Origin of the sequence: Pseudomonas sp. PDM14, from assembly GCF_014851905.1 — a bacterium.
In the GTDB taxonomy this organism is placed as follows: Bacteria; Pseudomonadota; Gammaproteobacteria; order Pseudomonadales; family Pseudomonadaceae; genus Aquipseudomonas.
The window spans coordinates 402,822-426,101 of sequence record NZ_JACVAQ010000001.1; the positions used below are offsets into that span (position 1 = coordinate 402,822).

General features: G+C 64.0%; 23 protein-coding genes. 7 read left to right on the top strand and 16 right to left on the bottom strand.

What is annotated here, in order from left to right:
- The first annotated feature begins 90 nt into the window (after positions 1-90).
- Positions 91-669, top strand: a complete 579-nt coding sequence (locus tag IB229_RS01770; protein ID WP_192324367.1) for a Maf family protein — start codon at positions 91-93, stop codon at positions 667-669.
- A gap of 54 nt (positions 670-723) precedes the next feature.
- Here IB229_RS01770 and sppA read toward each other — a convergent pair whose 3' ends face one another.
- From sppA to rluC, 3 genes are read right to left on the bottom strand one after another with little or no spacing between them, the layout of a single operon-like run.
- Positions 724-1,704, bottom strand: a complete 981-nt coding sequence (gene sppA / locus IB229_RS01775; RefSeq protein ID WP_192329184.1) for a signal peptide peptidase SppA — start codon at positions 1,702-1,704, stop codon at positions 724-726.
- Between the two features lie 2 nt (positions 1,705-1,706).
- On the bottom strand, positions 1,707-2,387 hold the full coding sequence (locus IB229_RS01780) for an HAD-IA family hydrolase (protein WP_192324369.1): 681 nt from the start codon (positions 2,385-2,387) through the stop codon (positions 1,707-1,709).
- Positions 2,380-3,333, bottom strand: a complete 954-nt coding sequence (gene rluC, locus IB229_RS01785) for a 23S rRNA pseudouridine(955/2504/2580) synthase RluC (protein ID WP_192324371.1) — start codon at positions 3,331-3,333, stop codon at positions 2,380-2,382. The genes IB229_RS01780 and rluC overlap by 8 nt, the downstream gene beginning before the upstream one ends.
- Positions 3,334-3,897: 564 nt before the next feature.
- Here rluC and rne point away from each other — a divergent pair.
- Positions 3,898-6,954 carry a ribonuclease E gene (gene rne / locus IB229_RS01790; protein ID WP_192324373.1) on the top strand — a complete coding sequence of 1,019 codons (3,057 nt, stop codon included), beginning with the start codon at positions 3,898-3,900 and terminating at the stop codon, positions 6,952-6,954.
- 110 nt (positions 6,955-7,064) lie between these two features.
- Here rne and murB read toward each other — a convergent pair whose 3' ends face one another.
- The 8 genes from murB to IB229_RS01830 all read right to left on the bottom strand — a co-directional run bounded on the left by murB (position 7,065) and on the right by IB229_RS01830 (position 13,936).
- Positions 7,065-8,084, bottom strand: a complete 1,020-nt coding sequence (gene murB / locus IB229_RS01795) for a UDP-N-acetylmuramate dehydrogenase (protein ID WP_192324375.1) — start codon at positions 8,082-8,084, stop codon at positions 7,065-7,067.
- A complete protein-coding gene (locus IB229_RS01800) occupies positions 8,081-8,545 on the bottom strand; it encodes a low molecular weight protein-tyrosine-phosphatase (protein ID WP_192324378.1) in 465 nt (154 codons plus the stop codon). Before IB229_RS01800 ends, murB begins: the two co-directional genes overlap by 4 nt.
- Positions 8,545-9,309 (bottom strand): 3-deoxy-manno-octulosonate cytidylyltransferase, encoded by a 765-nt coding sequence (kdsB, locus tag IB229_RS01805; RefSeq protein WP_192324380.1) that lies wholly within the window; start codon positions 9,307-9,309, stop codon positions 8,545-8,547. The genes IB229_RS01800 and kdsB overlap by 1 nt, the downstream gene beginning before the upstream one ends.
- A complete protein-coding gene (locus IB229_RS01810) occupies positions 9,310-9,495 on the bottom strand; it encodes a Trm112 family protein (protein WP_192324382.1) in 186 nt (61 codons plus the stop codon). It abuts the gene before it with no gap.
- 36 nt (positions 9,496-9,531) lie between these two features.
- Positions 9,532-10,527, bottom strand: a complete 996-nt coding sequence (lpxK, locus tag IB229_RS01815; RefSeq protein ID WP_192324384.1) for a tetraacyldisaccharide 4'-kinase — start codon at positions 10,525-10,527, stop codon at positions 9,532-9,534.
- Positions 10,527-10,958: an ExbD/TolR family protein gene (locus IB229_RS01820; protein WP_192324386.1), complete on the bottom strand. Its 432-nt coding sequence runs from the start codon at positions 10,956-10,958 to the stop codon at positions 10,527-10,529. The genes lpxK and IB229_RS01820 overlap by 1 nt, the downstream gene beginning before the upstream one ends.
- Positions 10,955-11,638: a MotA/TolQ/ExbB proton channel family protein gene (locus IB229_RS01825; protein ID WP_192324388.1), complete on the bottom strand. Its 684-nt coding sequence runs from the start codon at positions 11,636-11,638 to the stop codon at positions 10,955-10,957. Before IB229_RS01825 ends, IB229_RS01820 begins: the two co-directional genes overlap by 4 nt.
- A gap of 72 nt (positions 11,639-11,710) precedes the next feature.
- Positions 11,711-13,936 (bottom strand): DNA internalization-related competence protein ComEC/Rec2, encoded by a 2,226-nt coding sequence (locus tag IB229_RS01830; protein ID WP_192324390.1) that lies wholly within the window; start codon positions 13,934-13,936, stop codon positions 11,711-11,713.
- A gap of 121 nt (positions 13,937-14,057) precedes the next feature.
- Here IB229_RS01830 and IB229_RS01835 point away from each other — a divergent pair, with 121 nt between their 5' ends.
- Entirely contained in the window at positions 14,058-14,588 is a 531-nt protein-coding gene (locus IB229_RS01835) for a DUF2062 domain-containing protein (protein WP_192324392.1), read from the top strand.
- Positions 14,589-14,632: 44 nt separating this feature from the next.
- Here the strand turns inward: IB229_RS01835 and lolD are convergent, their stop codons facing one another.
- Complete coding sequence (gene lolD, locus IB229_RS01840) at positions 14,633-15,316, bottom strand: lipoprotein-releasing ABC transporter ATP-binding protein LolD (protein ID WP_192324394.1); 684 nt, start codon at positions 15,314-15,316, stop codon at positions 14,633-14,635.
- Positions 15,317-15,320: 4 nt separating this feature from the next.
- Positions 15,321-16,568 carry a lipoprotein-releasing ABC transporter permease subunit gene (locus tag IB229_RS01845; RefSeq protein ID WP_192324396.1) on the bottom strand — a complete coding sequence of 416 codons (1,248 nt, stop codon included), beginning with the start codon at positions 16,566-16,568 and terminating at the stop codon, positions 15,321-15,323.
- Positions 16,569-16,664: 96 nt separating this feature from the next.
- On the opposite strand from IB229_RS01845, the gene IB229_RS01850 reads away from it, so the two are divergent.
- From IB229_RS01850 to IB229_RS01860, 3 genes are read left to right on the top strand one after another with little or no spacing between them, the layout of a single operon-like run.
- Positions 16,665-17,240, top strand: a complete 576-nt coding sequence (locus IB229_RS01850) for a PilZ domain-containing protein (protein WP_192324398.1) — start codon at positions 16,665-16,667, stop codon at positions 17,238-17,240.
- Between the two features lie 8 nt (positions 17,241-17,248).
- A complete protein-coding gene (locus IB229_RS01855) occupies positions 17,249-17,542 on the top strand; it encodes a phosphodiesterase (protein WP_192324400.1) in 294 nt (97 codons plus the stop codon).
- Positions 17,539-18,258, top strand: coding sequence for a glycerophosphodiester phosphodiesterase (locus tag IB229_RS01860; RefSeq protein WP_192324402.1), 720 nt, complete (start codon positions 17,539-17,541; stop codon positions 18,256-18,258). Before IB229_RS01855 ends, IB229_RS01860 begins: the two co-directional genes overlap by 4 nt.
- 153 nt (positions 18,259-18,411) lie before the next feature.
- Here IB229_RS01860 and sthA read toward each other — a convergent pair whose 3' ends face one another.
- Positions 18,412-19,806, bottom strand: coding sequence for a Si-specific NAD(P)(+) transhydrogenase (gene sthA / locus IB229_RS01865; protein ID WP_192324404.1), 1,395 nt, complete (start codon positions 19,804-19,806; stop codon positions 18,412-18,414).
- 193 nt (positions 19,807-19,999) lie between these two features.
- Entirely contained in the window at positions 20,000-20,920 is a 921-nt protein-coding gene (locus tag IB229_RS01870) for an FAD:protein FMN transferase (protein ID WP_225578993.1), read from the bottom strand.
- A gap of 204 nt (positions 20,921-21,124) precedes the next feature.
- Between IB229_RS01870 and IB229_RS01875 the strand changes: the two genes are divergently transcribed.
- Complete coding sequence (locus IB229_RS01875) at positions 21,125-21,688, top strand: chalcone isomerase family protein (protein ID WP_192324408.1); 564 nt, start codon at positions 21,125-21,127, stop codon at positions 21,686-21,688.
- Between the two features lie 49 nt (positions 21,689-21,737).
- Here the strand turns inward: IB229_RS01875 and IB229_RS01880 are convergent, their stop codons facing one another.
- Positions 21,738-23,204, bottom strand: coding sequence for a glyceraldehyde-3-phosphate dehydrogenase (locus IB229_RS01880; RefSeq protein ID WP_192324410.1), 1,467 nt, complete (start codon positions 23,202-23,204; stop codon positions 21,738-21,740).
- Positions 23,205-23,280: the final 76 nt, after the last annotated feature.

The following is a 23,280-nucleotide window of genomic DNA, read 5'->3' on the forward strand; positions in this document are numbered from 1 at the left end:
GGACGCCCCCGACCTCTGTCAAAGGAAATTCCGCCCTGGGCGCCATATGGTGCGGAGGCTAGAATTGCGCATCCACCGCAAGGAAACACCATGCTTCCGCTCGTGCTCGCCTCAAGCTCCCCCTACCGCCGCGAACTGCTCGCACGCCTGCGCCACCCCTTCACTTGGAGCGCGCCGGCCGTCGACGAAACCCCACACCCCCGCGAGAGCGCCGAGACACTGGTGCGACGCCTTGCCGAAGCGAAAGCACGTGCACTGGCAGAGCTACACCCAAACCACCTGATCATCGGCTCCGACCAGGTCGCCGTGCTCGGCGAACAGATCCTCGGCAAACCGCATGGCTTCGCCCGCGCCAGGGGCCAGCTGCTAGCCGCCAGCGGCGCCAGTGTGACCTTCCTTACCGGCCTCGCCGTACTGAACAGCGCCAGCGGCAACTGCCAGATCGACGCAGTGCCGTTTACCGTGCACTTTCGCGACCTGAACGACGAACAGATCACCCGCTACCTGGAAGCCGAACAACCCTACGACTGCGCCGGCAGCTTCAAGGCGGAAGGTCTCGGTGTAAGCCTGTTCCGCGCAACCGAAGGCGAGGACGCGACCAGCCTGATCGGCCTGCCACTGATTCGACTGGTCAGCATGCTCAGCGAGGAAGGCCTGGCCATTCCCTGAGGCCATAAATGAAGAAGCCCGGTTTCCCGGGCCTCTTCATTTATATACAGGCACTCAGCGCAATGCCGGCCCCTGAAAGCCCATCCACAGCGCCAGATTCTCGGCAACGCTGGCACCCAGCTTCTTGGCGAAGCGATCAAACGGCGTCTGCTGACGGGTGTAATCCACCAGATCCTTGGCGCCGACGACCTCGCGCGCCACGTAGCTGCTGCTGCCCAACGCATCGACCAAGCCCAGCGCCAGCGCTTGCTCACCCGACCAGATGAGACCGGAAAACAGCTCCGGATGCTCACCCACTTTCAAGCGATCGCCACGACCCTTTTTCACGCTGTCGATGAACTGCTTGTGCGTGGTTTCCAGAACACCCTGCCAGAAGCGGGTTTCTTCCGGCTTCTGCGGCTGGAACGGATCGAGAAATGCCTTGTGCTCGCCCGACGTGTAGACCCGGCGATCTACACCGACTTTCTCCATCACATCAACGAAACCGAAGGTAGTAGCCGTTACACCGATCGAGCCGACCAGACTGGCCTTGTCGGCGTAGATCTGATCAGCCGCACTGGCAATGTAATAGGCACCAGACGCACCAAGATCGGTAATCACCGCGTACACCTTGATATCCGGGTGCTCGCCACGCAGGCGCTTGATTTCGTCATAGATGTAGCCGGACTGCACCGGACTGCCGCCCGGACTGTTGATACGCAGCACGATTCCCTTGGTCTGCGCATCCTCGAAAGCGGCGCGCAGGCTGCTGACAATGTTGTCGGCGCTGGCGGACTCGTCCGCCATGATCATGCCACGCACATCGATCAGCGCCGTGTGACTCTCACTGCGCGACGCGGCCTTGCGCAGATCCAGGCCCGGAGCAAACAGCGCCAACGCTCCGAACAGGTATACGAACGTCAGCAGCTTGAAGAAAATCCCCCAGCGCCGCGAGCGCCGCTGCTCCTGCACGCTGGCCAACAGGGTTTTCTCCAGCAGCTTCCAGCTTTTACCGTCACCACCGTCAGCGGCCGATGCTTTCCATTCATCCGACATACTCACCCCACTTCCGTTTCTGCATGAACACGCACACCCAACCAGGTGCGCAATTCTGAAAACTCACTGATAGCCAGTCGCGGCTCATGGACACGCAAGCTGTCCAGCGTTTGTGCACCAAAGCCCACTGCCACCGAATCCATCCCCGCATTGCGCGCCATCTGCAAGTCGAAGATCGAGTCCCCGACCATCAGCGCCTGACGCGGCGCAAGCCGAAAATGTGTCAGAATTTCCTGCAGCATCAGAGGGTGCGGTTTACTCGCGGTTTCATCGGCACAGCGCGTGATATCGAAGTAATCCTGCCAGCCACGCCCTGCCAGCACCCGATCCAGACCATGGCGACTCTTGCCGGTCGCGACAGCCAGGTGATAACCGGCCGCACGGAACGCCTGCAACGACTCCTCGACACCCTCGAAGAGCCGCGAAGGCTCGGATTCGAATTGCAGGTAATGATCGCTGTAGCTGCCACGAAAACGCTGGATCAGCTGCAGCTCATCGATATCGGGATACAACGTACGAATCGCTTCGGGAAGCCCCAGGCCGATGATGCCCTTGATGGCGGCATCGTCGCGCCAGGGCAACCCACAGAACTGCGCAGCCAGACGCATGGAATCGACGATACGCCCGATGGAGTCGACCAGCGTGCCGTCCCAGTCGAAGATCAGCAGTTGGTAATCAGACACTCAGCCGCTCCAGCGTACGCGTCCACATCTCATCGACCGGCGCCTCCAGCTCCAGCACGCCACCCTCCGGCAGCGAGATCTTCAATGCATAGGCGTGCAAGAACAGACGCTTTCCACCCAACTCGCGAATTTCATCGCTGAACTCGTCATCGCCGTACTTGGAGTCACCCGCGATCGAATGACCGGCATGCTTGGCATGCACACGAATCTGGTGGGTACGCCCGGTGATCGGACTGGCCTCGACCAGTGTGGCGAAGTCACCGAAACGGCGCAGCACACGGAACACCGTCAGTGCCTCCTTGCCCTCGGGATCGACCTCGACCATGCGCTCACCGGAGCGCAGGTTGTTCTTCTGCAGCGGCGCACTGACCTTCTTCTTCGCCGTTGGCCAGTTGCCGCGCACCAGCGCCATGTAGCGCTTGTCCACACCATCGCCGCGCAAGGCTTCGTGCAGGTGGCGCAGCATGCTGCGCTTCTTGGCGATCATCAGCAGGCCGGAGGTGTCGCGGTCGAGACGATGGACCAGCTCGATATCCTTGGCATCGGGACGCAACTGACGAAAGGCTTCGATCACGCCGTAATTGAGGCCGCTGCCACCATGCACGGCAATGCCGGCCGGCTTGTTCAGCACGATCAGTGCCTTGTCTTCGAAAACGATGGCCGCCTCGAGCCGCTGCAGCAGACTCTGCGCCAGCGGCACCGGCTCGTCACGTTCAGCCAGGCGCAGCGGCGGCACGCGCACGATATCGCCGGCCTGCAGCTTGTATTCGGGCTTGATCCGCCCCTTGTTCACCCGCACTTCGCCCTTGCGCAAGATGCGATAGATGAGGGTCTTGGGCACACCTTTGAGCTGGGTACGCAGGAAATTGTCGATGCGCTGGCCGGCGAGTTCCGGCGCAACCTCAAGCAGCTGGACGCCGGAGGTTGGAGAGGCAGGAGTAGTCATGGCGGCGATCATAACAATTTTTTATGGAATTGAAGCACTTAATCATTGCTGATATAGTCGCGAACGCCGCCAAAAGCGGCCCGACCAGCGGATGATCGACAAAACAACCATCCCCTGGCGAGCGCAACCCTTTCAGGACGTGAGGCCGTCCGACGGAGAAATCGCCGCATACGAGCGCGAATTTTCCGGAAACAACGCCTTGAGCCATAGACGCGCGGGCTTCCCAGGATGCTCGCGATAAATGCTAACCCGCTGCGGATTCTGCGAGCGGCACCCGATTTCAGCGATACGTGTAGGGTGGAGATGCACAACCGTCGGACTGCGTAGCAACAAAGCTTTCTCAGACGTTTCACTATCGTCCGCAGCGACCGGTTGATTCCTCCCCTGACTGAGTGCTTCTGTCACCACAGCAAGCAGGAGCGTCGTCGCGGCCCCGGCCCCATTGGCCGAAGGCTGCTAGACACTGGAATGATTTACGACCATTCCTGACGCACCCTGACACCGACCGTGAGAGTCGTGTGTGCCAAACGCCGTTTCCGGCAGCCCGGAAACCACTGGTACAACATGAAAAGAATGCTGATCAACGCAACTCAGCCCGAAGAGTTGCGTGTCGCTCTGGTAGATGGCCAGAAGCTCTATGACCTGGATATCGAATCCGGCGCCCGCGAGCAGAAGAAGGCCAACATCTACAAAGGCCGCATCACCCGCGTAGAACCCAGCCTCGAAGCGGCTTTCGTCGACTTCGGCGCCGAGCGTCACGGCTTCCTGCCGCTGAAAGAAATTTCCCGCGAATACTTCAGCAAGTCGCCAGAAGGCGGCCGCGTGAACATCAAGGAAGTGCTCAAGGAAGGCCAGGAAGTCATCGTCCAGGTCGAGAAGGAAGAGCGTGGCAACAAGGGCGCCGCCCTGACCACCTTCATCAGCCTCGCCGGCCGCTACCTGGTACTGATGCCGAACAACCCGCGTGCCGGTGGTATTTCCCGCCGCATCGAAGGCGAAGAACGCAACGAACTGCGTGAGGCGCTGAACGGTCTCAACGCCCCAGGCGACATGGGCCTGATCGTACGCACCGCCGGCCTCGGCCGCTCCAGCGACGAACTGCAACTCGACCTCGACTACCTGATCCAGCTGTGGACCGCGATCAAGGATGCCTCCAAGGATCGCGCCGCGCCGTTCCTGATCTACCAGGAATCCAACGTCATCATTCGCGCCATCCGCGACTACCTGCGCCAGGACATCGGCGAAGTACTGGTCGACAGCGTCGAAGCCCAGGAAGAAGCCCTGTCCTTCATCCAGCAGGTCATGCCGCAGTACGCCAGCAAGATCAAGCTGTACGAAGACAGCGTGCCGCTGTTCAACCGCTTCCAGATCGAAAGCCAGATCGAAACCGCCTTCCAGCGCGAAGTGAAACTGCCGTCCGGCGGCTCCATCGTCATCGACCCGACCGAAGCCCTGGTGTCCATCGACATCAACTCGGCACGTGCGACCAAAGGCGGCGACATCGAAGAAACCGCCCTGCAGACCAACCTGGAAGCGGCCGAAGAAATCGCCCGCCAACTGCGTCTGCGTGATATCGGCGGCCTGATCGTCATCGACTTCATCGACATGACCCCGGCCAAGAACCAGCGCGCCGTGGAAGAGAAAGTCCGCGAAGCCCTGGAAGCCGACCGCGCTCGCGTGCAGGTCGGTCGCATCTCGCGCTTCGGCCTGCTGGAGATGTCCCGCCAGCGCCTGCGCCCGTCCCTGGGCGAGACCAGCGGCATCGTCTGCCCGCGCTGCAACGGTCAAGGCATCATCCGCGACGTCGAATCCCTGTCGCTGGCGATCCTGCGCCTGATCGAAGAAGAGGCCCTGAAGGACCGCACCGCCGAAGTCCGCGCTCAGGTGCCGATCCCGGTTGCCGCCTTCCTGCTCAACGAGAAGCGCAACAGCATCACCAAGATCGAGCTGCGCACCCGTGCACGCATCATCATCCTGCCGAACGACCATCTGGAGACCCCGCACTTCGAAGTGCAGCGTCTGCGCGATGACAGCCCGGAAGTGATGACCGGGCAATCCAGCTACGAAATGACCCCGGCCGAAGTCGAAGACGCCCAGCCGGTTAGCGCCACCCGCACCCTGGTTCGCCAGGAAGCCGCGCTGAAGACCACCCCACAACGCGCTGCCGCGCCGATGCCAGCCGCCCCGCTCACCCCGAGCGTGCCGACCGCCGAGCCAAGCCTTTTCAAGGGCCTGGTCAAGTCGCTGGTCAGCATCTTCGCCAGCAAGGAAGAAGCGGCACCGGTGGTCATCGAGAAGCCTGCCGAGCGCAAGCCACGTAGCGAAGAGCGTCGCGGTGGTCGTCCGCAGAACCGTCGTGACGGTAACCGCGGCAGCCGCGGCAGCCGTGACGAAGAGCGCAAGCCGCGTGAAGAGCGTCAACCACGCGAAGCCCGCGAGCCGCGTGAACCGCGCGAAGAACGCCAGCCACGTGAAGTGCGCGAGCCACGCGAGGAGCGTCAACCACGCGAAGCCCGTGAAGGCCAGGAGCCGCGCCGCGAGCGTCAGCCACGCGAAGCCCGCGAACCGCGTGAAGAACGCCGCACCCGCGAACTGCGCGAGCCCATCGACGCCGTAGCCGGTGAAGCCCGTAGCGAGCAGCCTCGTGAAGAGCGCGCCGAACGCAAACCGCGTGAAGAGCGCCAGCCGCGTCCGCCACGCGAGGAGCGTCAACCACGCGCCGAGCAGGCCGCTGATGCAGCCGAAGAGGAAGTACTGGATAGCGCCGAGCAGCTGGAAGACGGCCAGGAAGCCGGTGAAGGCGGCGATCGCCCGCGTCGCCGCTCCCGTGGTCAGCGTCGTCGCAGCAACCGCCGCGAACGTCAGCGTGATGCCGACGGCAACCTGATCGAAGGCAGTGAAGAAGGCAGCGAAGAAGGCGCCGCCAGCGACACCGCCATCGCCGTTGCCGCAACCGTCGCCGCTACCCTGGCCAGCGAAGACAGCCCGGCAGCAGCCGAGCAGCCTCGTGAAGTGGAAGCCGAACGCGAAGTGGCCGTAGCACCTGTCGTCGACAGCGCCCCGGTCGCCGAAGCCACCGAAGCACCAGTTGTCAGCGAAGCCGTTGAAGCGATCAGCACCCACGTCGTGGAAGCTCCGGTTGAAGCACCTGCCGTGGAGGCACCCGTGGCCGAAGCCGAAGTGGTTGCACCGGTAGTCACCAGCGAGCCGGAAGCCGCTGTCGTGGCCGAAGAGCCCGTGCCAGTGATTGCCGAACCGGCGGTCGTGGAGGCTGTTGTGGTTGCCGAGGAGCCGGCTGTTGTCGAGCCAGCACCGGCTGCAGTACCGGTAGTCACTGCCAGTGGTCGCGCACCGAACGATCCGCGTGAAGTGCGTCGTCGTCAGCGTGAAGAAGCTCGCCTGACTGCTGAAGCGCAGAACGCCGCCGTTGCGACGCCTGCCGTTGTCGAAGTCGCTGCACCGGCCGAAGCACCAGTCGCCATCGAGCCCGTCCAGGAAGCTGAATCGGCTCCGAGCAGCGATGCCGTGAACGATGAAGCCGCCGCACCGACAGAAGAGGCCATCTCCTCTGCCAACGCCGATCAGCAGCAGGATGCGGAAGAGGTCAAGCCGCAAGCCTGAGGTTGAGTGGAAACAAAAAGGGGATGCTTCAGCATCCCCTTTTTATTGTCTGCGATAAATGCGCCGGCTGAGCTGGCGCTGCAGCGCCGTCCGCTTGCCCCGCGAAGGCATCAGATGACGTTGGGTTCGATTTCCAGGTGCACCGAGAAGCGCGCGGCGACATCGGCCTGAATACGCTGCGCCAGCTGCAGTAGCTGCGCACCGCTGGCATCGCCGTAGTTGACCAGCACCAGCGCCTGCAAACGGTGCACGCCCGCATCGCCATCGCGAAAACCCTTCCAGCCCGCCCGCTCGATCAGCCAGCCTGCGGCCAACTTCACCTGCCCCTCGCCCGCCGCATAGCTCACCAGATCGGCGTGCTCAGCGCGCAGGCGTTCGGCCAGCGCCACAGGCACCAGCGGATTCTTGAAGAAGCTACCGGCATTGCCCAGCTCGGCTGGGTCCGGCAGTTTTTCGCTGCGAATGGCACAGATGGCACGACTGACATCGCTCGGTGTCGGTGAGTCGATGCCCTGAGCCTGCAAGCGCTGACGCACCGGGCCGTATTCCAGATGCAACTGCGCAGTGCGCCGCAGAGCAAAGCGCACACGCAGGATCAACCAGCGCCCGGCCTGCTGTTTGAACAGGCTGTCGCGGTAGGCAAAGGCACAATCCGCCAGATTGAATTCGCGCAGCGCACCCGTCTGCCGATCGAGCGCGGTGAGGCCGGCGAACACGTCCTTGATCTCGACACCGTAGGCGCCGATGTTCTGCATCGGCGCTGCCCCCACCGTGCCGGGAATCAGGCTGAGGTTTTCCAGACCGGCCAGGCCCTGGGCCAGCGTCCACTGGACGAAGGGATGCCAGGGCTCGCCCGCCTCGGCCTCGACTAGAACCTGATCGCCCTCCTCGCCAAGGATGCGCAAGCCGCGACTGCCCATGCGCAGCACCAGTGCCTCGACATCACGGGTCAGCAACAGGTTGCTGCCACCGCCCAGAACCAGCACCGGCAGACCGCGTTGCGCTGCCAGGGCCAGGGCCTCACGGACCTGATCGTCGCTGCTGACCTCGGTGAACAGGCGCGCCTGGGCGTCGATGCCGAAGGTATTGAACGGCTTGAGCGAATACCGCTCGTGCAGCTGCAGACTCACAGACGCCTCCGGATCTCGTCGAGCAGCGCGTCACTGGCCTGTTCGACCAGATCGAGCACTTGTTCGAAGCCATCCTCACCGCCGTAGTACGGGTCCGGCACCTCATCCAGCGCCAGCTGATAGCGGCGCAGGAACAGATCGGTCTCCGCCGTGGCATTGGCCGGACGCAAGGCCTGCACATCGCGCAGATTGCTGGTATCCATGGCCAGGATCAGGTCGAAACGCTGGAAGTCCTCGGCCACGAACTGCCGCGCACGCAGCGTCGACAGGTCATAACTGCGCCGCTGCGCCGCCAGCGTCGTGCGCCGGTCGGGTGCCTTGCCGACATGCCAATCACCGGTGCCGGCGGAATCCACCGTCACCTGCGTCTCCAGCCCGGCTGCGCTCAGGCGCTGCCGAAACACGCCCTCGGCGGTCGGGGAACGGCAGATATTGCCCAGGCAGACGAACAAAACGCGCATCAGGCACCCAGCAGGCGCCGCACGCGCTCCAGGTCTTCCGGGGTATCGACACCGGCCGCCGGCGCTTCGAGCGCATCGGCGACATGGATACGCACGCCATGCCAGAGTGCGCGCAATTGCTCGAGGCACTCGGTGTCCTCCAGCCAGCACGGCCCCCAGGCCACGAAGTCATGCAGGAAGCCGGCACGGTAAGCATAGATACCGATGTGGCGGCGATACGGCACGCCAGCAGGCAGTGCATCGCGGCTCTTGGCGAAGGCATCACGGGCCCAGGCCAGCGGCGCACGGCTGAAGGTCAGGGCCAGGCCGGTCTTGTCGGCGACCACCTTGACCACGTTGGGATTGAACAGCGCCTGCGCGTCCTCGATCGGCTCGGCCAGGGTGGCAATACCCGCTTGCGGGTTGGTGGCCAGGTTGGCAGCCACCTGATCGATAATGCTCGGCGGCACCAGCGGTTCGTCACCCTGCACGTTGACCACGATGGCGTCGGCAGCCAGACCCAGCTGCGTGGCGACTTCGGCCAGACGGTCGGTGCCGGAGTTGTGTTCGGGGCGAGTCAGCAGCACCTCGGCGCCGAACGCCTTGCAGGCCTCGACGATGCGCGCGTCATCGGTGGCAACCACCACACGCTCGGCACTGCTCTTGCGCGCCTGTTCCCAGACATGCTGGACCATGGGTTTACCGGCGATATCCTGCAACGGCTTACCGGGCAGGCGGCTGGAGGCAAAACGGGCCGGGATCACAACGGTGAAGGCAACGGTCATTTACTTGTCCAGGCGCTCGTCGACGTTGAGGGTACGCGCCTCGCTTTCCAGCATGACCGGAATGCCGTCGCGAATCGGATAGGCTAGGCCGGCGCCCTTGCTGATCAGCTCGGTCTTGTCTTCGCTGAGCTGGAGCGGGCCCTTGCAGACCGGGCACGCCAGAATATCGAGCAATTTGGAGTCCATGGGTATGTCCTTGGCGACAATGAAGGGAGAAACGAATTAGCCCAGCAGGCCCGCAAGCCGCTCGTCCAGCCAGGCGACGAACGCCGGCGAAGGCACGGCATCGACCGCCAGGTACCACCAGTCATCGGCGGCGAACGCCCGGCACTTAACCGCGTCCTTCTCGGTCATCACCAGCGGCAGCGTGGGGCTGAACGTCAGCACGGCGCGGCTGAAGGTGGCGTGGTCGGCGAAGGGATGGGCAATGGGGCGCCAGTTTAGCGCTTCGAGGGTATTGAAGAAACGCTGCGGGTTACCGATGCCAGCCACCGCGTGCAGCGCCTGGCCTTCGGAAAAGTGCGTGAGCGCCACACGCTCGCCACTGGTGAGGTTGACCAGCGCAGTCGGCTGCAGGCTGAAGGCGTAACCATCGGCGGTGTCGCCCGCTGCACCGTTGAACAGCACGGCATCGACCTCGGCCAGACGTTCCACCGGCTCACGCAGCGGTCCGGCAGGCAGGCAGCGGCGATTGCCCAGGCCACGAGCCGCGTCGATCAGCACCAGCTCCAGGTCGCGCGCCAGGCGGTAATGCTGCAAGCCGTCGTCACACAGGATCAGATCCAGCGATTCCTGGGCCAGCAACGCCTGTACGGCGCGCGCGCGCTGCGGGTCGATCACCAGCGGCACGCCAGTGCGCTGCACGATCAACAAGGGTTCGTCACCCGCCACCGCAGCGCTGTCCTCGGCGCGAACGCGCCAGGGCGATTGCGCCGGCTGCGCACCGTAGCCGCGGCTGACCACGCCTACACGCAGGCCGCGCGCCCGGCAGTGCTCGATCAGCCAGAGAATCAGCGGCGTTTTACCGGTACCGCCGACGGTGATGTTGCCAACCACCAACACCGGCACCGGCGCGCGGTAGATCTCGCCCTGCCCGGCCAGGAACGCCCGACGTTTGCCGTCGACCACGCGCCGGTACAGCCACTCCAGCGGACGCAGCAGCTGCAACGCTGGATGGCCTCGGTACCAAGCCTGTAACAGGCGGTCGGAAAGCGCCATCAGGGCTGCGCCGCTTCGGCCTCGACCGTGGCGATGCGCAGGTGGGCGAAGCCCAGCTTGCCGGCGGCATCCATGGCGGTGATGACCGCCTGGTGCGGGGTCTTGGCATCAGCGCTGATCGTCAGCGGCAGGCTGTTGTCGCCCTCCGACGCCTGGCCCAGCGCCGCCATCAATCCTTCCAGGTCGCTTTTCACCAGCACCTGACCGTTGAGCGAATAATTGCCGTCCGCAGCGATCACCACTTCCATCTGCTTCAGTGCGGTATCCTCCCGAGGCGCGCCACTGGCGGCCTCCGGCAGGTCAACCTTGAGCTGGGTCTCGCGGGTGAACGTGGTCGATACCACGAAGAACAGCAACAGGATGAAGATCACATCGATCAACGATGCCAGGTTGATGTCGACGTTCTCCCGCGGTTTGCGCCGGAACTTCACGCCTTCCGGCCCTCTTTACGGGTTGCCGCCTTAGCTTCCGGTGCTGCTACCGGCGCGACGCCGCTGAGGTCGACGTCACGGTCGCCCTGCACCATCTCCACAAGCTTGATCGCCTCCTGCTCCATGCCCACCACCAGCTCATCGATGCGGCGCAGCAGGAAGCGATGGAAGAACAGCGCAGGAATCGCCACCATCAAGCCAGAGGCCGTGGTGATCAGGGCCTTGGCGATGCCGCCAGCGAGCATGGCGGGATTGGCCATGCTGCCGCCGACGAAGGCGCTGAAGATGTCGATCATGGCGATCACCGTGCCCAGCAAGCCAAGCAGCGGCGCGATGCCGGCGATGGTGCCGAGGGTGTTCAGGTAACGCTCCAAGTCATGGATGACGCGGGCTGCCGATTCCTCAATGCACTCCTTCATGATCTCTCGACCATGCTTGGAGTTAGCCAGACCGGCAGCGAGAATCTGCCCCAGCGGCGAGTTGGCGCGTAGCTCGCGGAGCTTCTCGTTGGTCAGTTTCTTTTCCTTGATCCACAACCACACCTGGCCCAGCAGATGAGGAGGTGTGATTTGCCTGGCACGCAGGGTCCAGAGGCGCTCGGCGATGATGCCTGCCGCGACGATAGAACTCAGAATGATCGGCAGCATCATCCAGCCGCCAGCTTTGACCAGTTCCCACACGGTTGGGTATCCCCCTCGGAAAAGTGGCGCCACTCTAGCATAGGGCCGAGCCGCAGCAGACCTCTCCGGTTCTTATTTTTCCCGCCAGAAACGTGCCTGCTGGCGCCAGCCCGTGGCCGCCTCCTGGGTGCCCAGGCGGATACGCAGCGCACCGCTGGGCGCGCTGTCGTACACCGTGATATCGCGCGCCCGATACCGCGCCATGACCAGAGGATGCGGATGACCGAAGGGGTTGTTCTGCCCACGCGAAAGCAGAGCCGCACGCGGCGCCACTGCATCGATGAAGGCGCCCGACGACGAGCTTTTGCTGCCGTGGTGAGGCACTTGCAGCCAGTCAGCGCGCAGCTTGTGACCACTGGCAAGCAGGGCACGCTCGGTCGCGGCGTCGATGTCACCGGTGAGCAGCAGGCTTTCACCCTGCGCCTCCACGCGCAGCACGCAGGACGCCGGATTACCCTCCCCGGCCTGCGCCCAGCGCAGCGTGGTGAAGTGCACCTTATCCCAGGTCCAGCTAGCGCCATCGACACAGGACTGCGCCTGCAATTCGGCTGGCAACTCGGCTGATTCGCCACTCAACACGCGCAGCACCGGCAGGCGCTGACTCACCGCCACGGCGCCGCCCGCGTGATCGTTGTCGGCGTGGCTGAGCAACATCAGGTCTAGCCGCGACACGCCCAGCGAGCGCAGCGACGGCAGCACTACCCGCTCGCCCAGATCGAAGTCGCCGTAGCGCGGCCCGGCGTCATACAGCAACGCGTGCTCGCGAGTGCGCACCAGCACCGCCAGGCCCTGGCCGACATCCAATTGCCAGACCTCGGCCTGCCCCGCTGGCGGCGCCGTCGATGGCGGGAACAACAGCGGCAGAAACAGCAGCAGACCCAGGGCCCGCACCGGTACGGCAGACGGCATCAGCACCAGCAATGCACCGGCGCTCACCAGCAGCCACGCCCAGCCCGGCAGCGCCATGGGCAACCAGGCCGGCCAGGCACTCGCCAGCATGGCCAGACCATCGAACAGCCAACCCACCAGCAAGCCGGCCAATTGCAGCAAGGCCTCACCCAGCCAGGGCACGGGCAACAGCAACGTGCCGAGCAGCGCCAGCGGCACCACCAGAAAACTCACCCAGGGCACGGCAAACAGATTGGCCAGCGGACCACTGGCGCTGATCGGCAAGCCCAGCGCCAGGAACAACGGCAGCAGGCCGATAGCCAGCGTCCACTGCGCACGCCACCACACCGCCCACCACGACCAGGCACCCAGGCGGCCGCTGAACACCAGCGCGAGCACCGCCACCGCGCCGAAGGACAACCAGAAACCTGCCTGCAGCACCGCCAGCGGCTCGACCAGCAACACCGCGACCCAGGCCATCAGCAATGGCGTCCACACCCCCAGATGACGAAAGCGCAGGCGCCACAGCAGCACCACAGCGATCATCACGCAGGCTCGCCGCACCGGCACCTCGAGCCCCGCGAGCAGGCCATAGCCAAACGCGCCCAGGCAAGCCAGGGCACAGGCACATGGCAGCCAGGGCAGTCCGCGCGGCCAGCAGCCCAGGCGCACCAGGCCCACGACCAGCCCATAGAGCAGTGCAGCGAACAACGCCACGTGCTGCCCGGAAATCACCAGCAGGTGCACCGTGCCGGTGTCCTGCAGCACACGCCAATCGGCGACGCTGAGGCCGGAGTCATCCCCCAGCACCAGCGCCGCCAAGGCGCCGGAGCGGCCGTGGGCATCCACCGCCAGCACGCGCTGGCGCAGGCTGTCACGCCAGGCGACAAAACCACCCGCCGCAGTCAGCCGCTCACCCTGTTTCACCGTGCCGGTGGCACCGATGCGCTGAGCCAGCAGCCAGGCTTCGTAATCGAAGCCTTGAGGATTGACCAGACCCTGCGCCCGCTTCAGGCGCACCGCCAGGCGCCAGCGCTCGCCGGCATGCAGCACGGGGCCGTCGTACCAGGCCAGGCGCATACGCGGTGGCAAGGCATGGCGCCGCGCGCTCGCCTCCTCCAGCTGAAAGCGCACCACACCCTCACGCCGTTCCGGCAACCCGACCACGCGCCCTTCCAGCCACAGCGTCTGGCCATCCAGCGCGGCAGGCAAGCGCTGATCCAGTGCCCACTGCGCCGAGCTGCAGGCCCAGCAAAAGCCCAGAATGAAAAGCCCCAGCGGGTAGGCGCGCGAACGCAGGAGCAGCAGCCCCATGCTCAGCAAAAGGACTATCACCGGCTGCGACGGCAAGGCCGGCAGAACGGTCAGGCAGGCCAAGCCGATGGCCAGCGCAAGCATCCCTGTGCGCATCTTCCACTCCCTGGAATTCGCCCATCCTGGGCGATGAACCGCATTCGCGTTGCCCGTGCCGGCCGGGCAGCGCTACGGCAATCGGTGCATAATAGCCGGGCCTCAGCTTTCGAGAGCCTTCATGCCGCGTCGTTTATTCAAGCGCTATATGCCCGATCCGGACAGCATCCGATCCAACAAATCGCTGCGTTTCCTCGGCGCACTGCTGCACGACCCCAACCTCTGGCACCTCAATCGACACTCGGTCGCCCGCGCCATGGCCATGGGTCTGTTCGCCGCGTTCATTCCGCTGCCGATGCAGATGCTGATCGCCGCGAGTCTGGCCGTGATGGCCCGCGCCAATATCCCGATCTCGGTGGGGCTGGTCTGGCTGACCAACCCGATCACCATGCCGCCAGTGTTCTACTGCACCTACAAGCTCGGCGCCTGGGTCATGCAGCTGCCGCCGATCCAGCTACCGGACAACCTCACCTTCGACTGGATCACCCAGGAGCTGAGCCTGGTCTGGCAGCCCTTCCTGCTCGGCTCGGTCATCGCCGGCATCGTCAGCGGCGCACTGGCCTACGCCATCACCATGCTCTATTGGCGCTGGTGGGTGCGCCACAACTGGCGCAAGCGCCGCGAACTGCGCGCCGCACGCACGCAGAAATGAAAAACGCCGCTGATCAGCGGCGTTTTTCTTCTCGCGCATACCGGTCAGACCGGGATCAGTTGCCCGTCTTCGAGCTTCAGCGCACGATCCATCTGCTGCGCCAGATTGAGGTCATGGGTGACCACGAGGAAGGCAGTGCGCAGCGATACCGAGAGCTCCAGCATCAGCTCCTGAATGCTGCGCGCCGTATGCGTATCGAGGTTGCCGGTCGGCTCGTCGAGCAGCACCAGCTTCGGCTCGTTGACCAGCGCCCGGGCAATCGCCACACGCTGGCGCTCGCCACCGGACAGCTCGGCGGGCTTATGTCCCAAGCGATGCCCCAGACCCACGCGCTCCAGCAGTTTGGACGCACGCTCACGCGCCTCTGGAATCGGCGTCTTGCCGATCAGCAGCGGCATGCAGACGTTTTCCAGCGCACTGAACTCCGGCAGCAGGTGGTGGAACTGGTAGACGAAGCCCAGCGCGCGGTTGCGCAGGAGGCCGCGAGCCTTCTCGTTCAACGCCGACAATTCTTCACCGGCCAGCCAGACACTGCCCTCGCTCGGCGTATCCAGGCCGCCGAGCATGTTCAGCAATGTGGTCTTGCCCGAACCCGAGCTGCCGACGATGGCAACGCGCTCGCCGGGCTGCAGATTCAGTTCGACACCGCTCAGCACCTGTACCGATTGCGGCCCCTCTTCGTAGCTCTTGCCCAGATTGCGGCATAGCAGAACGGCATTTTCGGGCATGGCATCACTCATAACGAAGCGCCTCTGCAGGCTGGGTACGCGAGGCGCGCCAGGCCGGATACAGGGTGGCGAAGAAGCTCATGATCAGCGCCGCGCTGCAGATCAGCACGACGTCTTCGACACGCAGTTCGGACGGCAGGTAATTGATGAAGTAGACGTCGGAGCTGAGGAACTGATGGCCGACCAGCTTCTCCAGCCAGGCCACCCAGGTGGTCACATTGAGTGCGGCGATGACACCGAGCACGCCACCGATCAGCGTGCCGATCACACCGATCACCGTACCCTGGACCATGAACACCGCCATGATCTGTCGCGGCGTGGCGCCGAGGGTACGCAGGATGGCGATATCGCCCTGCTTGTCGGTCACCACCATCACCAGCGTGGAAATGATGTTGAACGCGGCTACCGCAACGATCAGCAGCAGCAACAGGCCGATCATGGTTTTCTCCATCTGGATCGCCTGGAACAGGTTGCCGTGGGTGCGTGTCCAGTCGCGCGGTTGCAGGTCTTTCTCCCGAAGGCTGCGGGCGATTTCCCAGGCAATGCGTGGGGCATCGAACAGATCCTTGAGCTTCAGGCGCACGCCTTCGACCTGGTTCAGTTCCCAACGCGACAGGCGCGCGCCGTCTTCGATGTTGATCAGCGCCAGCGAGCCATCCAGCTCGGCACCGACCTTGAAGATGCCGACCACGGTGAAACGCTTCAGCCGCGGAAATACACCGGCAGGGGTCACGGCGGCTTCGGGCAGTACCAGGGTCAGCTTGTCGCCGATCTTGATGCCGAAACGACGCGAGGTGATTTCGCCGATGACGATGCCAAAGTCACCGCTTTTCAGGTCGTCGAGGCTGCCCTGGACCATGTGCTGGGTGATGATCGAGACGTCTTTTTCCGCCTCCGGCAGCACCGCGTTGACCAGCACCGGCTGCACCGTGCCGCGGTGGGTGAGCATGCCCTGCAACTGGGTGAACGGCGCGACGGCCACCACCTCCTTATGGGTCATGACCTCGGCGGCGACCTTTTTCCAGTCGTCGATCGGCTCGTAGGAGCTGATGGTGGCATGCGGCACCATGCCGAGAATGCGTGTGCGCAGTTCGCGGTCGAAACCGTTCATGACCGACAGCACGAGGATCATCACCAGCACGCCGAGGGCGAGGCCGATCATGGAAGTCAGGGAGATGAAGGAGATGAAGTGATTGCGACGCTTGGCGCGCGTGTAGCGCACGCCGATGAAAAACGGCAAGGGTCTGAACATGTGAGAGAGGTTCGCTGGCGAAAGGGGGAACGTCCTTGTGGCGGGGCTAGGCGAGCAGCTTTACACTCAGACCACCACTGCTGCCATGGGTTCGCCATGTCGTATCAAGACGCTGATGATCGCCGCGAATACTACCGTATCGAGGATTTGATCGCACTGGATTTCAGCCTGCTGTCCGGGCCCGAAGCGCTGGCCAGTGATGCACTGCACGACAGCTCACCGCTGTTCAATCTGCTCAGCGACCTGCATCTGATGGACTTCGAGTCGCAGCACCTGCTGCGTCACATCAGCGAGCGCGACCGCACCCTGGCCAATTACCTAAAGGTGATGAACAAGCGCATCGACCTGCTTGGCCAGGCCCTGGCGCAGAACCTCGTGCGCGACATCGGCGCACCGCGCCAGGTCTCGCTGTCCGAAGGCGGCATCAGTTTCAATCACCCGCAGCCCGTCGCGCAGGACAGTCATCTGGCGTTGAAAATGGTGCTGATGCCCCAGGCCCTCGGCCTGCTGCTGCGGGCCAAGGTCGTGCATTGCCAGGCGCAGGCCGATGGCCAGTTTGAAATCGGCACCGAGTTCGAAGCCATGACCGATGCCCAGCGCCAACTGCTCGCCCGGCACATCCTGCAGAAGCAGGCGCAGCAGCGGCGCATGGCCCGCGAACAGCAACGATGAGGTCGCCCATGAACCGCCTGATAACCCTGCTGCTGATCTGCCTGCCCGCGCCGTTGCTCGCCGAAACCATCGAGATTCCTGTCGGCCAGCAAGGCCAGCCGAGCATCAGCCTGCCGCACCGCGGCGAATCGAAAAGCGCGGTGCTGCAACGCTACGGCCTGGCCGACGAAGAACACCCGGCAGTGGGCAGCCCGCCGATCACGCGCTGGGACTATCGCGAATTCAGCGTGTATTTCGAGTACGACCATGTGGTCAACAGCGTGATTCACCACCAGCCCCGCTACCTCAAGGAGCAACAGTGACCCTTATCTACGGCCACCGCGGAGCCAAGGGCGAAGCCCCGGAAAACACCCTAGCCAGCTTCCAGCGCTGCCTCGAGCATGGCGTGCGCCGCTGCGAACTGGACCTGCACCTGTCAAGCGATGGCGAGCTGATGGTCATCCACGACCCGACCCTCAAGCGCACCACCGGCCGCCGCGGCAAGGTGGTCGAACACCCGGCCGCCGACCTCACCGGCTATGACGCCCGTCAAGGTGGTCCCGGCTGGAAGGTGGCGACACCGATTCCGACCCTTGCCGAACTCTTCGAGCAGTGCGATTTCGAGCACTGGCAACTGGAAGTGAAAAGCGCCTCTCGGGTGCGCGCCGCACGCACCGTGCAGGCCATTCAGGCGCTCGCCGAGCGCTTCGCGATCAAGGATCGCATCACCGTCACCAGCAGCTCGCGGGAAGTACTCAACGCCCTGCGCCTGCATGCACCGGAACTGGCCCGGGGCCTGGTCGCCGAATACGCCTGGCTCGATCCACTGAAGGTCGCCGCGCACTACGGCTGCACGATGCTGGCCCTGAACTGGACGCTGTGCACCCCCGAGCGCCTGCTCAAGGCGCAGAAGGCCGGCCTGCATGTCTCGGTATGGACGGTCAACGAAGCCGCGCTGATGCGCCGCCTCGCCGATTTCGGCGTGGACAGCATCATCACCGACTTTCCTGGCCTGGCTGTCACCACGCTCAAACGGTAAGTCCCGCCCGGGGAGAGGGGATAAAAAAACCGGCCCATGGGCCGGTTTTTCGTTGGCTGCCTGCTCAGAAGCTTTCCCGATTCGGCCAGCGCCAGTCGCGGGAGTCGCTGAAAGGATCTACCCCGACCGGCTCAGGCCACCGGTCGGAGCCGGTCAAAAAAGCCGGTTGAGGCCGTCGAACGCCGCCACTCGGTAGGCTTCGGCCATGGTCGGGTAGTTGAACGTGGTGTTGACGAAGTACTTGATGCTGTTCGCCTCGCCGGTCTGGTTCATGATTGCCTGGCCAATGTGGACGATCTCCGAGGCCTGGTAGCCGAAGCAGTGCACGCCGAGGATTTCCAGGGTCTCGCGGTGGAAGAGGATCTTCAGCATGCCCACCGGCTCGAAGGAAATCTGCGCCCGCGCCATGCTCTTGAAGAAGGCCTTGCCCACTTCGTAGGGAATCTTGGCCTGGGTCAGCTCGCGCTCGTTCTTGCCGATCGAACTGATCTCCGGAATGGTGTAGATGCCGGTCGGCACATCATCGACGAAGCGCCAGCTGTTGTTCTCCACCGCGCTGCCGGCAGCCGAGCGGCCCTGGTCGTAGGCGGCGCTGGCCAGGCTCGGCCAGCCGATCACGTCTCCGGCAGCGTAGATGTTCGACTGGCTGGTGCGGTAGTGCTGATCGACATCGATCTGCCCACGACTATTGACCTTGATGCCGATGTTTTCCAGGCCCAGCTTGTCGGTGTTGCCGGTACGACCGTTGCACCAGAGCAAGGCGTCGGCCTTGATCTTCTTGCCGGACTTGAGGTGCAGGATCACGCCATTGTCCAGCCCCTCGATGCGCTCGTACTCCTCGTTGTGACGAATCAGCACGTTGTTGTTACGCAAGTGATAGCCGAGGGCGTCGGAAATTTCGGTATCGAGGAAGCTGAGCAACTGGTCGCGGTTGTCGATCAGGTCGACCAGCACCCCGAGGCCGCTGAAAATCGAGGCGTACTCGGAGCCGATCACCCCGGCGCCGTAGATGATCAGGCGGCGCGGCGTGTGGGTCAGGCTGAGGATGGTGTCACTGTCGTAGACGCGCGGGTGGCTGAAATCGACATCGGCCGGGCGATAGGGCCGCGAGCCGGTGGCAATGACGATCTGCTTGGCGACCAATTTCTCCACCACGCCGCTGCTGCACACCACCTCCACGGTCTGCTCGTCGGCAAAACTGGCAGTGCCGAAGAACACGTCGATGCGGTTGCGGGCGTAGTAGCTGGTGCGCGAGGCAACCTGCTTGTCGATCACCCGGCCGGCGCTTTTCAGCACGTCGGGAAAGGAGAACCAACGCGGCTCACCGATCTGGCGGAACAGCGGGTTGGTGTTGTACTGCATGATCTGCCGCACCGAGTGGCGCAGGGCCTTGGAAGGGATGGTGCCGAGGTGGGTGCAGTTGCCGCCGACCAGGGGCCGGTTGTCGACCACCGCCACCTTGCGCCCGGCCTTGGCCGCGTTCATCGCCGCACCTTCGCCCGCCGGGCCGGAACCCAACACCACCACATCGTAGTTGTAGACCGCCATGCTTACTCCTTAGAACCTGTCGGAACGCCAGTGCGGCGTTCCCGACGGGACGATGGCGCACGCGCCACCGTCGAACCCTGGTACCCAGCTTAGCCGGACCATTTTGCGCAGCACATTAGCGCTTGGTCGCGTCGTAGGCGAGCGTTGCGTGCACTACATCTTCGCAATCGGCGCATTTGTGCCGGGTCGCGCGTCAGTCGGCGGCAGCGCTCGCCAGACGCGTGAAGGCGCTGGTCTCACGACTGACAAAACCCTGCTCGGCGCGGCGAATGAACAACGCAGCAACACCAGCCTGTTCGGCATAGGCAAAGCCGCGCTCCGGCCCCAGCACCATGAGCAGCGTAGACAAGCCATCGGCATGCAGGGCGGAAGGATCGATCACCGTGACCGAGGCCAGGTCATGCGCGACGGGTGCGCCGCGCTGCGGATCGAGGGTATGGGAGTAGCGCCGACCGTCACGCTCGAAGTAGTTGCGGTAGTCGCCGGAGGTGGACATGCCCAGGCCGTCGAGAGCAATGATCTGCTGCACCACCTGCTGACCGTCCCGCGGCGCCTCGATGGCCACGCGCCAGGCCGAGCCATCGGGCTTTCGCCCGGCGGCCTTCACCTCGCCTGTGACATCGAGCAGGTAGCTGCGCACACCCAATTCACCGAGGCGTGTGGCGATCCGATCCACCGTGTAGCCGGCGACGATGCTGGCCAGATCGAGCTGCACGGCAGCGTCCTTGCACAACTGCCGCTCGACGATGCGCAGATAACGGTAGCCGACCCGCCCGCGCGCGCCAGCCAGCTGCTCGGCACTGGGCACCTGCCGGTCACGCGACTGTGCGCCGAACCCCCAGAGGTCAAGCAGCGGCGCCAGGGTCAGGTCGAATGCGCCAGCACTGGCGCTCGACAGCGTTTCACCGTAGCGCACCAGCGCCAGCACGGGATCGGGCATATCCAGACAGCTACCGGCCGGTAGCTGATTGAAGGCAGAGACCGCGGAGTCTGCACGCCAGGTCGACATCTGTTCATCGACCTCGTCCAGCAGTCGCTGCACCTCGGCCTGGACCTGTACGGGCTCGACCCCGCCGGCGGCGGCCACGTACTTCAGCGAATAATGGCTGCCCATGGTCGGGCCACTCAGGCTTTCGACAGGCTCGCCGCAGCCTGTCACCAGGAGCGCCAGCAAGATGCTGATCAGATGTCGCCGCACACGCCCTCCTCGCTTTCCAATACTGCCACGCAACGCATGCGCAACCTCCGGCAACCGTCTGCAGCTTGACGAACCGTACCGATCGGGCCAAACCATAGCCTCGAGCCCAGAGTGCCGAACATGCCCCGCCTGCTGATCCTGCTGTTTCTCCTGTACACCAGCAGTCCGCTGCTGGCCGACGACGCCAAGCATCTTGAACAAGCCGCCTTCCCCGACACCTATCCGCTGGATGATGAGACGCTGCAGCGCAAACGCCAGGCCGTACTGGTCTACCTGTGGGTCGACGTCTACGCCGCGGCCTTCTACACCCCTGCCGCGCTCGAGCCAGCCCAGGCGGTCGAGCGCCAGAGCGCCCAGCGCCTGGAACTCTACTATGTGCGTAACATCGACCGCGACGACGTGATCAAGGCGGCCTGGGCCACCCTGGAGCGCCAGCACCCGCCAACCACGTTGCAGCGTCTGCGCACCGAACTCGACGCGCTGCACGCCACCTTCCGCGACATCAAACCGGGCGACCGCTATGCCCTGAACCACTCGCCCGCAAACGGCCTGAGCCTGGAGCGCAATGGCGAGACGGTCTACCGGAGCGCCAATGCCGAACTGGCACGCGCCTACCTGGGCATCTGGCTCGCCCCCGACGGCCTGTCGGACACGCTACGCGACACGTTGCTGAGCGAAGGCTGAAATGCAGAACGGGAGCCTAGGCTCCCGTTCTGTTGTACACGCTCGCGAATTAACGCGGGAAAGCTGGCGGGTTGACCCCGGCCATGTCTTCCATCACGCGCACCACCTGGCAGCTGTAGCCGAACTCGTTGTCGTACCAGACATAGAGGACGACACGGTTGTCGTTGGCGATGGTGGCTTCGGCGTCGACCACGCCGGCGTGGCGCGAGCCGACGAAGTCGGTGGACACCACTTCCTGCGACTGAACGAAGTCGATCTGTTTCTGCAGGTCCGAGTGCATGGCCATCTGGCGCAGGTACTCGTTGATCTCTTCGCGGGTGGTGGCCTTCTCAAGGTTCAGGTTGAGAATGGCCATCGACACGTTCGGCGTCGGGACGCGAATGGCGTTGCCGGTCAGCTTGCCTTTCAGGATCGGCAGAGCCTTGGCAGCGGCGGTAGCGGCGCCGGTCTCGGTGATGACCATGTTCAGCGCGGCACTGCGACCACGACGACTGCCCTTGTGGAAGTTGTCGATCAGGTTCTGGTCGTTGGTGTACGAGTGAACGGTTTCAACGTGGCCGTTGACGATGCCGTACTGGTCATTCACCGCTTTCAGCACCGGCACGATGGCGTTGGTGGTGCACGAAGCCGCGGAGATGATCTTGTCATCAGCGGTGATTTCGCTGTGGTTGATGCCGTGCACGATGTTCTTCAGCGCGCCCTTGCCCGGTGCGGTCAGCACCACGCGGTCAACACCCGGGCAGGCCAGGTGCTGGCCCAGGCCCTCGGCATCGCGCCATACGCCGGTGTTGTCGACCAGCAGGGCATTCTTGATGCCGTACTGGGTATAGTCGACTTCGGTCGGCGACTTGGCGTAGATCACCTGGATCAGGTTGCCGTTGGCGGTCAGGGTGTTGTTCTCTTCGTCGATGGTGATGGTGCCATCGAACTTGCCATGTACCGAGTCGCGGCGCAGCAGGCTGGCACGCTTGACCAGGTCGTTGCTGGCGCCCTTGCGCACGACGATGGCGCGCAGACGCAGGCCGTCGCCACCACCGGTTTTCTCGATCAGGATGCGCGCCAGCAGGCGGCCAATGCGACCGAAGCCGTACAGGACGACGTCGGTGCCTTCGCGGGCAGCGCCGTTCTGCTTGCCAACCACGTCAGCCAGCTCGTCCTTGACGAACTGCTCGACGGCACGGCCATTGCCTTCAGCCTTGAACTTGCTGGCCATCTTGCCCAGGTCCACGGAAGCCGCGCCGAGTTTGAGCTCGCTCATGGCCTTGAGGATCGGGAAGGTATCGTGCACCGACAGCTCGCTGTCGTCCGCCAGGCGGTGACGGGCGAAACGGTGGGCTTTGAGAATGTCGATCACCGAACGGTTGATCAGACCACGGCCGTAGATCGAGGTCACCACGCTGTTGTTGCGGTAGAGCTGGCCGATCATCGGGATCATCGCTTCCGCGAGGGCTTCACGATCGATCCACTCACCGAGACACTGGTCGGGCTTCTGGGTCACGGGCAATACCTTCCACATGTAGGGGCTGAAAAAAGGGGCTACATTATGACGGCGCGCGCAAGCGGCGGCAATCTACAGCAGCGGTAAGACTGAC

Coding starts and splice junctions, on each gene's coding strand:
- IB229_RS01810 (WP_192324382.1), bottom strand. CDS start 9,495: ATGGACTCCAAATTGCTCGATATTCTGGCGTGCCCGGTCTGCAAGGGC.
- rluC (WP_192324371.1), bottom strand. CDS start 3,333: ATGACTACTCCTGCCTCTCCAACCTCCGGCGTCCAGCTGCTTGAGGTT.
- IB229_RS01880 (WP_192324410.1), bottom strand. CDS start 23,204: ATGTGGAAGGTATTGCCCGTGACCCAGAAGCCCGACCAGTGTCTCGGT.
- IB229_RS01875 (WP_192324408.1), top strand. CDS start 21,125: ATGCCCCGCCTGCTGATCCTGCTGTTTCTCCTGTACACCAGCAGTCCG.
- IB229_RS01770 (WP_192324367.1), top strand. CDS start 91: ATGCTTCCGCTCGTGCTCGCCTCAAGCTCCCCCTACCGCCGCGAACTG.
- IB229_RS01845 (WP_192324396.1), bottom strand. CDS start 16,568: ATGTTCAGACCCTTGCCGTTTTTCATCGGCGTGCGCTACACGCGCGCC.
- kdsB (WP_192324380.1), bottom strand. CDS start 9,309: ATGACCGTTGCCTTCACCGTTGTGATCCCGGCCCGTTTTGCCTCCAGC.
- IB229_RS01830 (WP_192324390.1), bottom strand. CDS start 13,936: ATGCGCACAGGGATGCTTGCGCTGGCCATCGGCTTGGCCTGCCTGACC.
- sppA (WP_192329184.1), bottom strand. CDS start 1,704: ATGTCGGATGAATGGAAAGCATCGGCCGCTGACGGTGGTGACGGTAAA.
- IB229_RS01870 (WP_225578993.1), bottom strand. CDS start 20,920: ATGGGCAGCCATTATTCGCTGAAGTACGTGGCCGCCGCCGGCGGGGTC.
- IB229_RS01855 (WP_192324400.1), top strand. CDS start 17,249: ATGAACCGCCTGATAACCCTGCTGCTGATCTGCCTGCCCGCGCCGTTG.
- lolD (WP_192324394.1), bottom strand. CDS start 15,316: ATGCCCGAAAATGCCGTTCTGCTATGCCGCAATCTGGGCAAGAGCTAC.
- IB229_RS01835 (WP_192324392.1), top strand. CDS start 14,058: ATGCCGCGTCGTTTATTCAAGCGCTATATGCCCGATCCGGACAGCATC.
- sthA (WP_192324404.1), bottom strand. CDS start 19,806: ATGGCGGTCTACAACTACGATGTGGTGGTGTTGGGTTCCGGCCCGGCG.
- rne (WP_192324373.1), top strand. CDS start 3,898: ATGAAAAGAATGCTGATCAACGCAACTCAGCCCGAAGAGTTGCGTGTC.
- IB229_RS01850 (WP_192324398.1), top strand. CDS start 16,665: ATGTCGTATCAAGACGCTGATGATCGCCGCGAATACTACCGTATCGAG.
- IB229_RS01800 (WP_192324378.1), bottom strand. CDS start 8,545: ATGCGCGTTTTGTTCGTCTGCCTGGGCAATATCTGCCGTTCCCCGACC.
- lpxK (WP_192324384.1), bottom strand. CDS start 10,527: ATGGCGCTTTCCGACCGCCTGTTACAGGCTTGGTACCGAGGCCATCCA.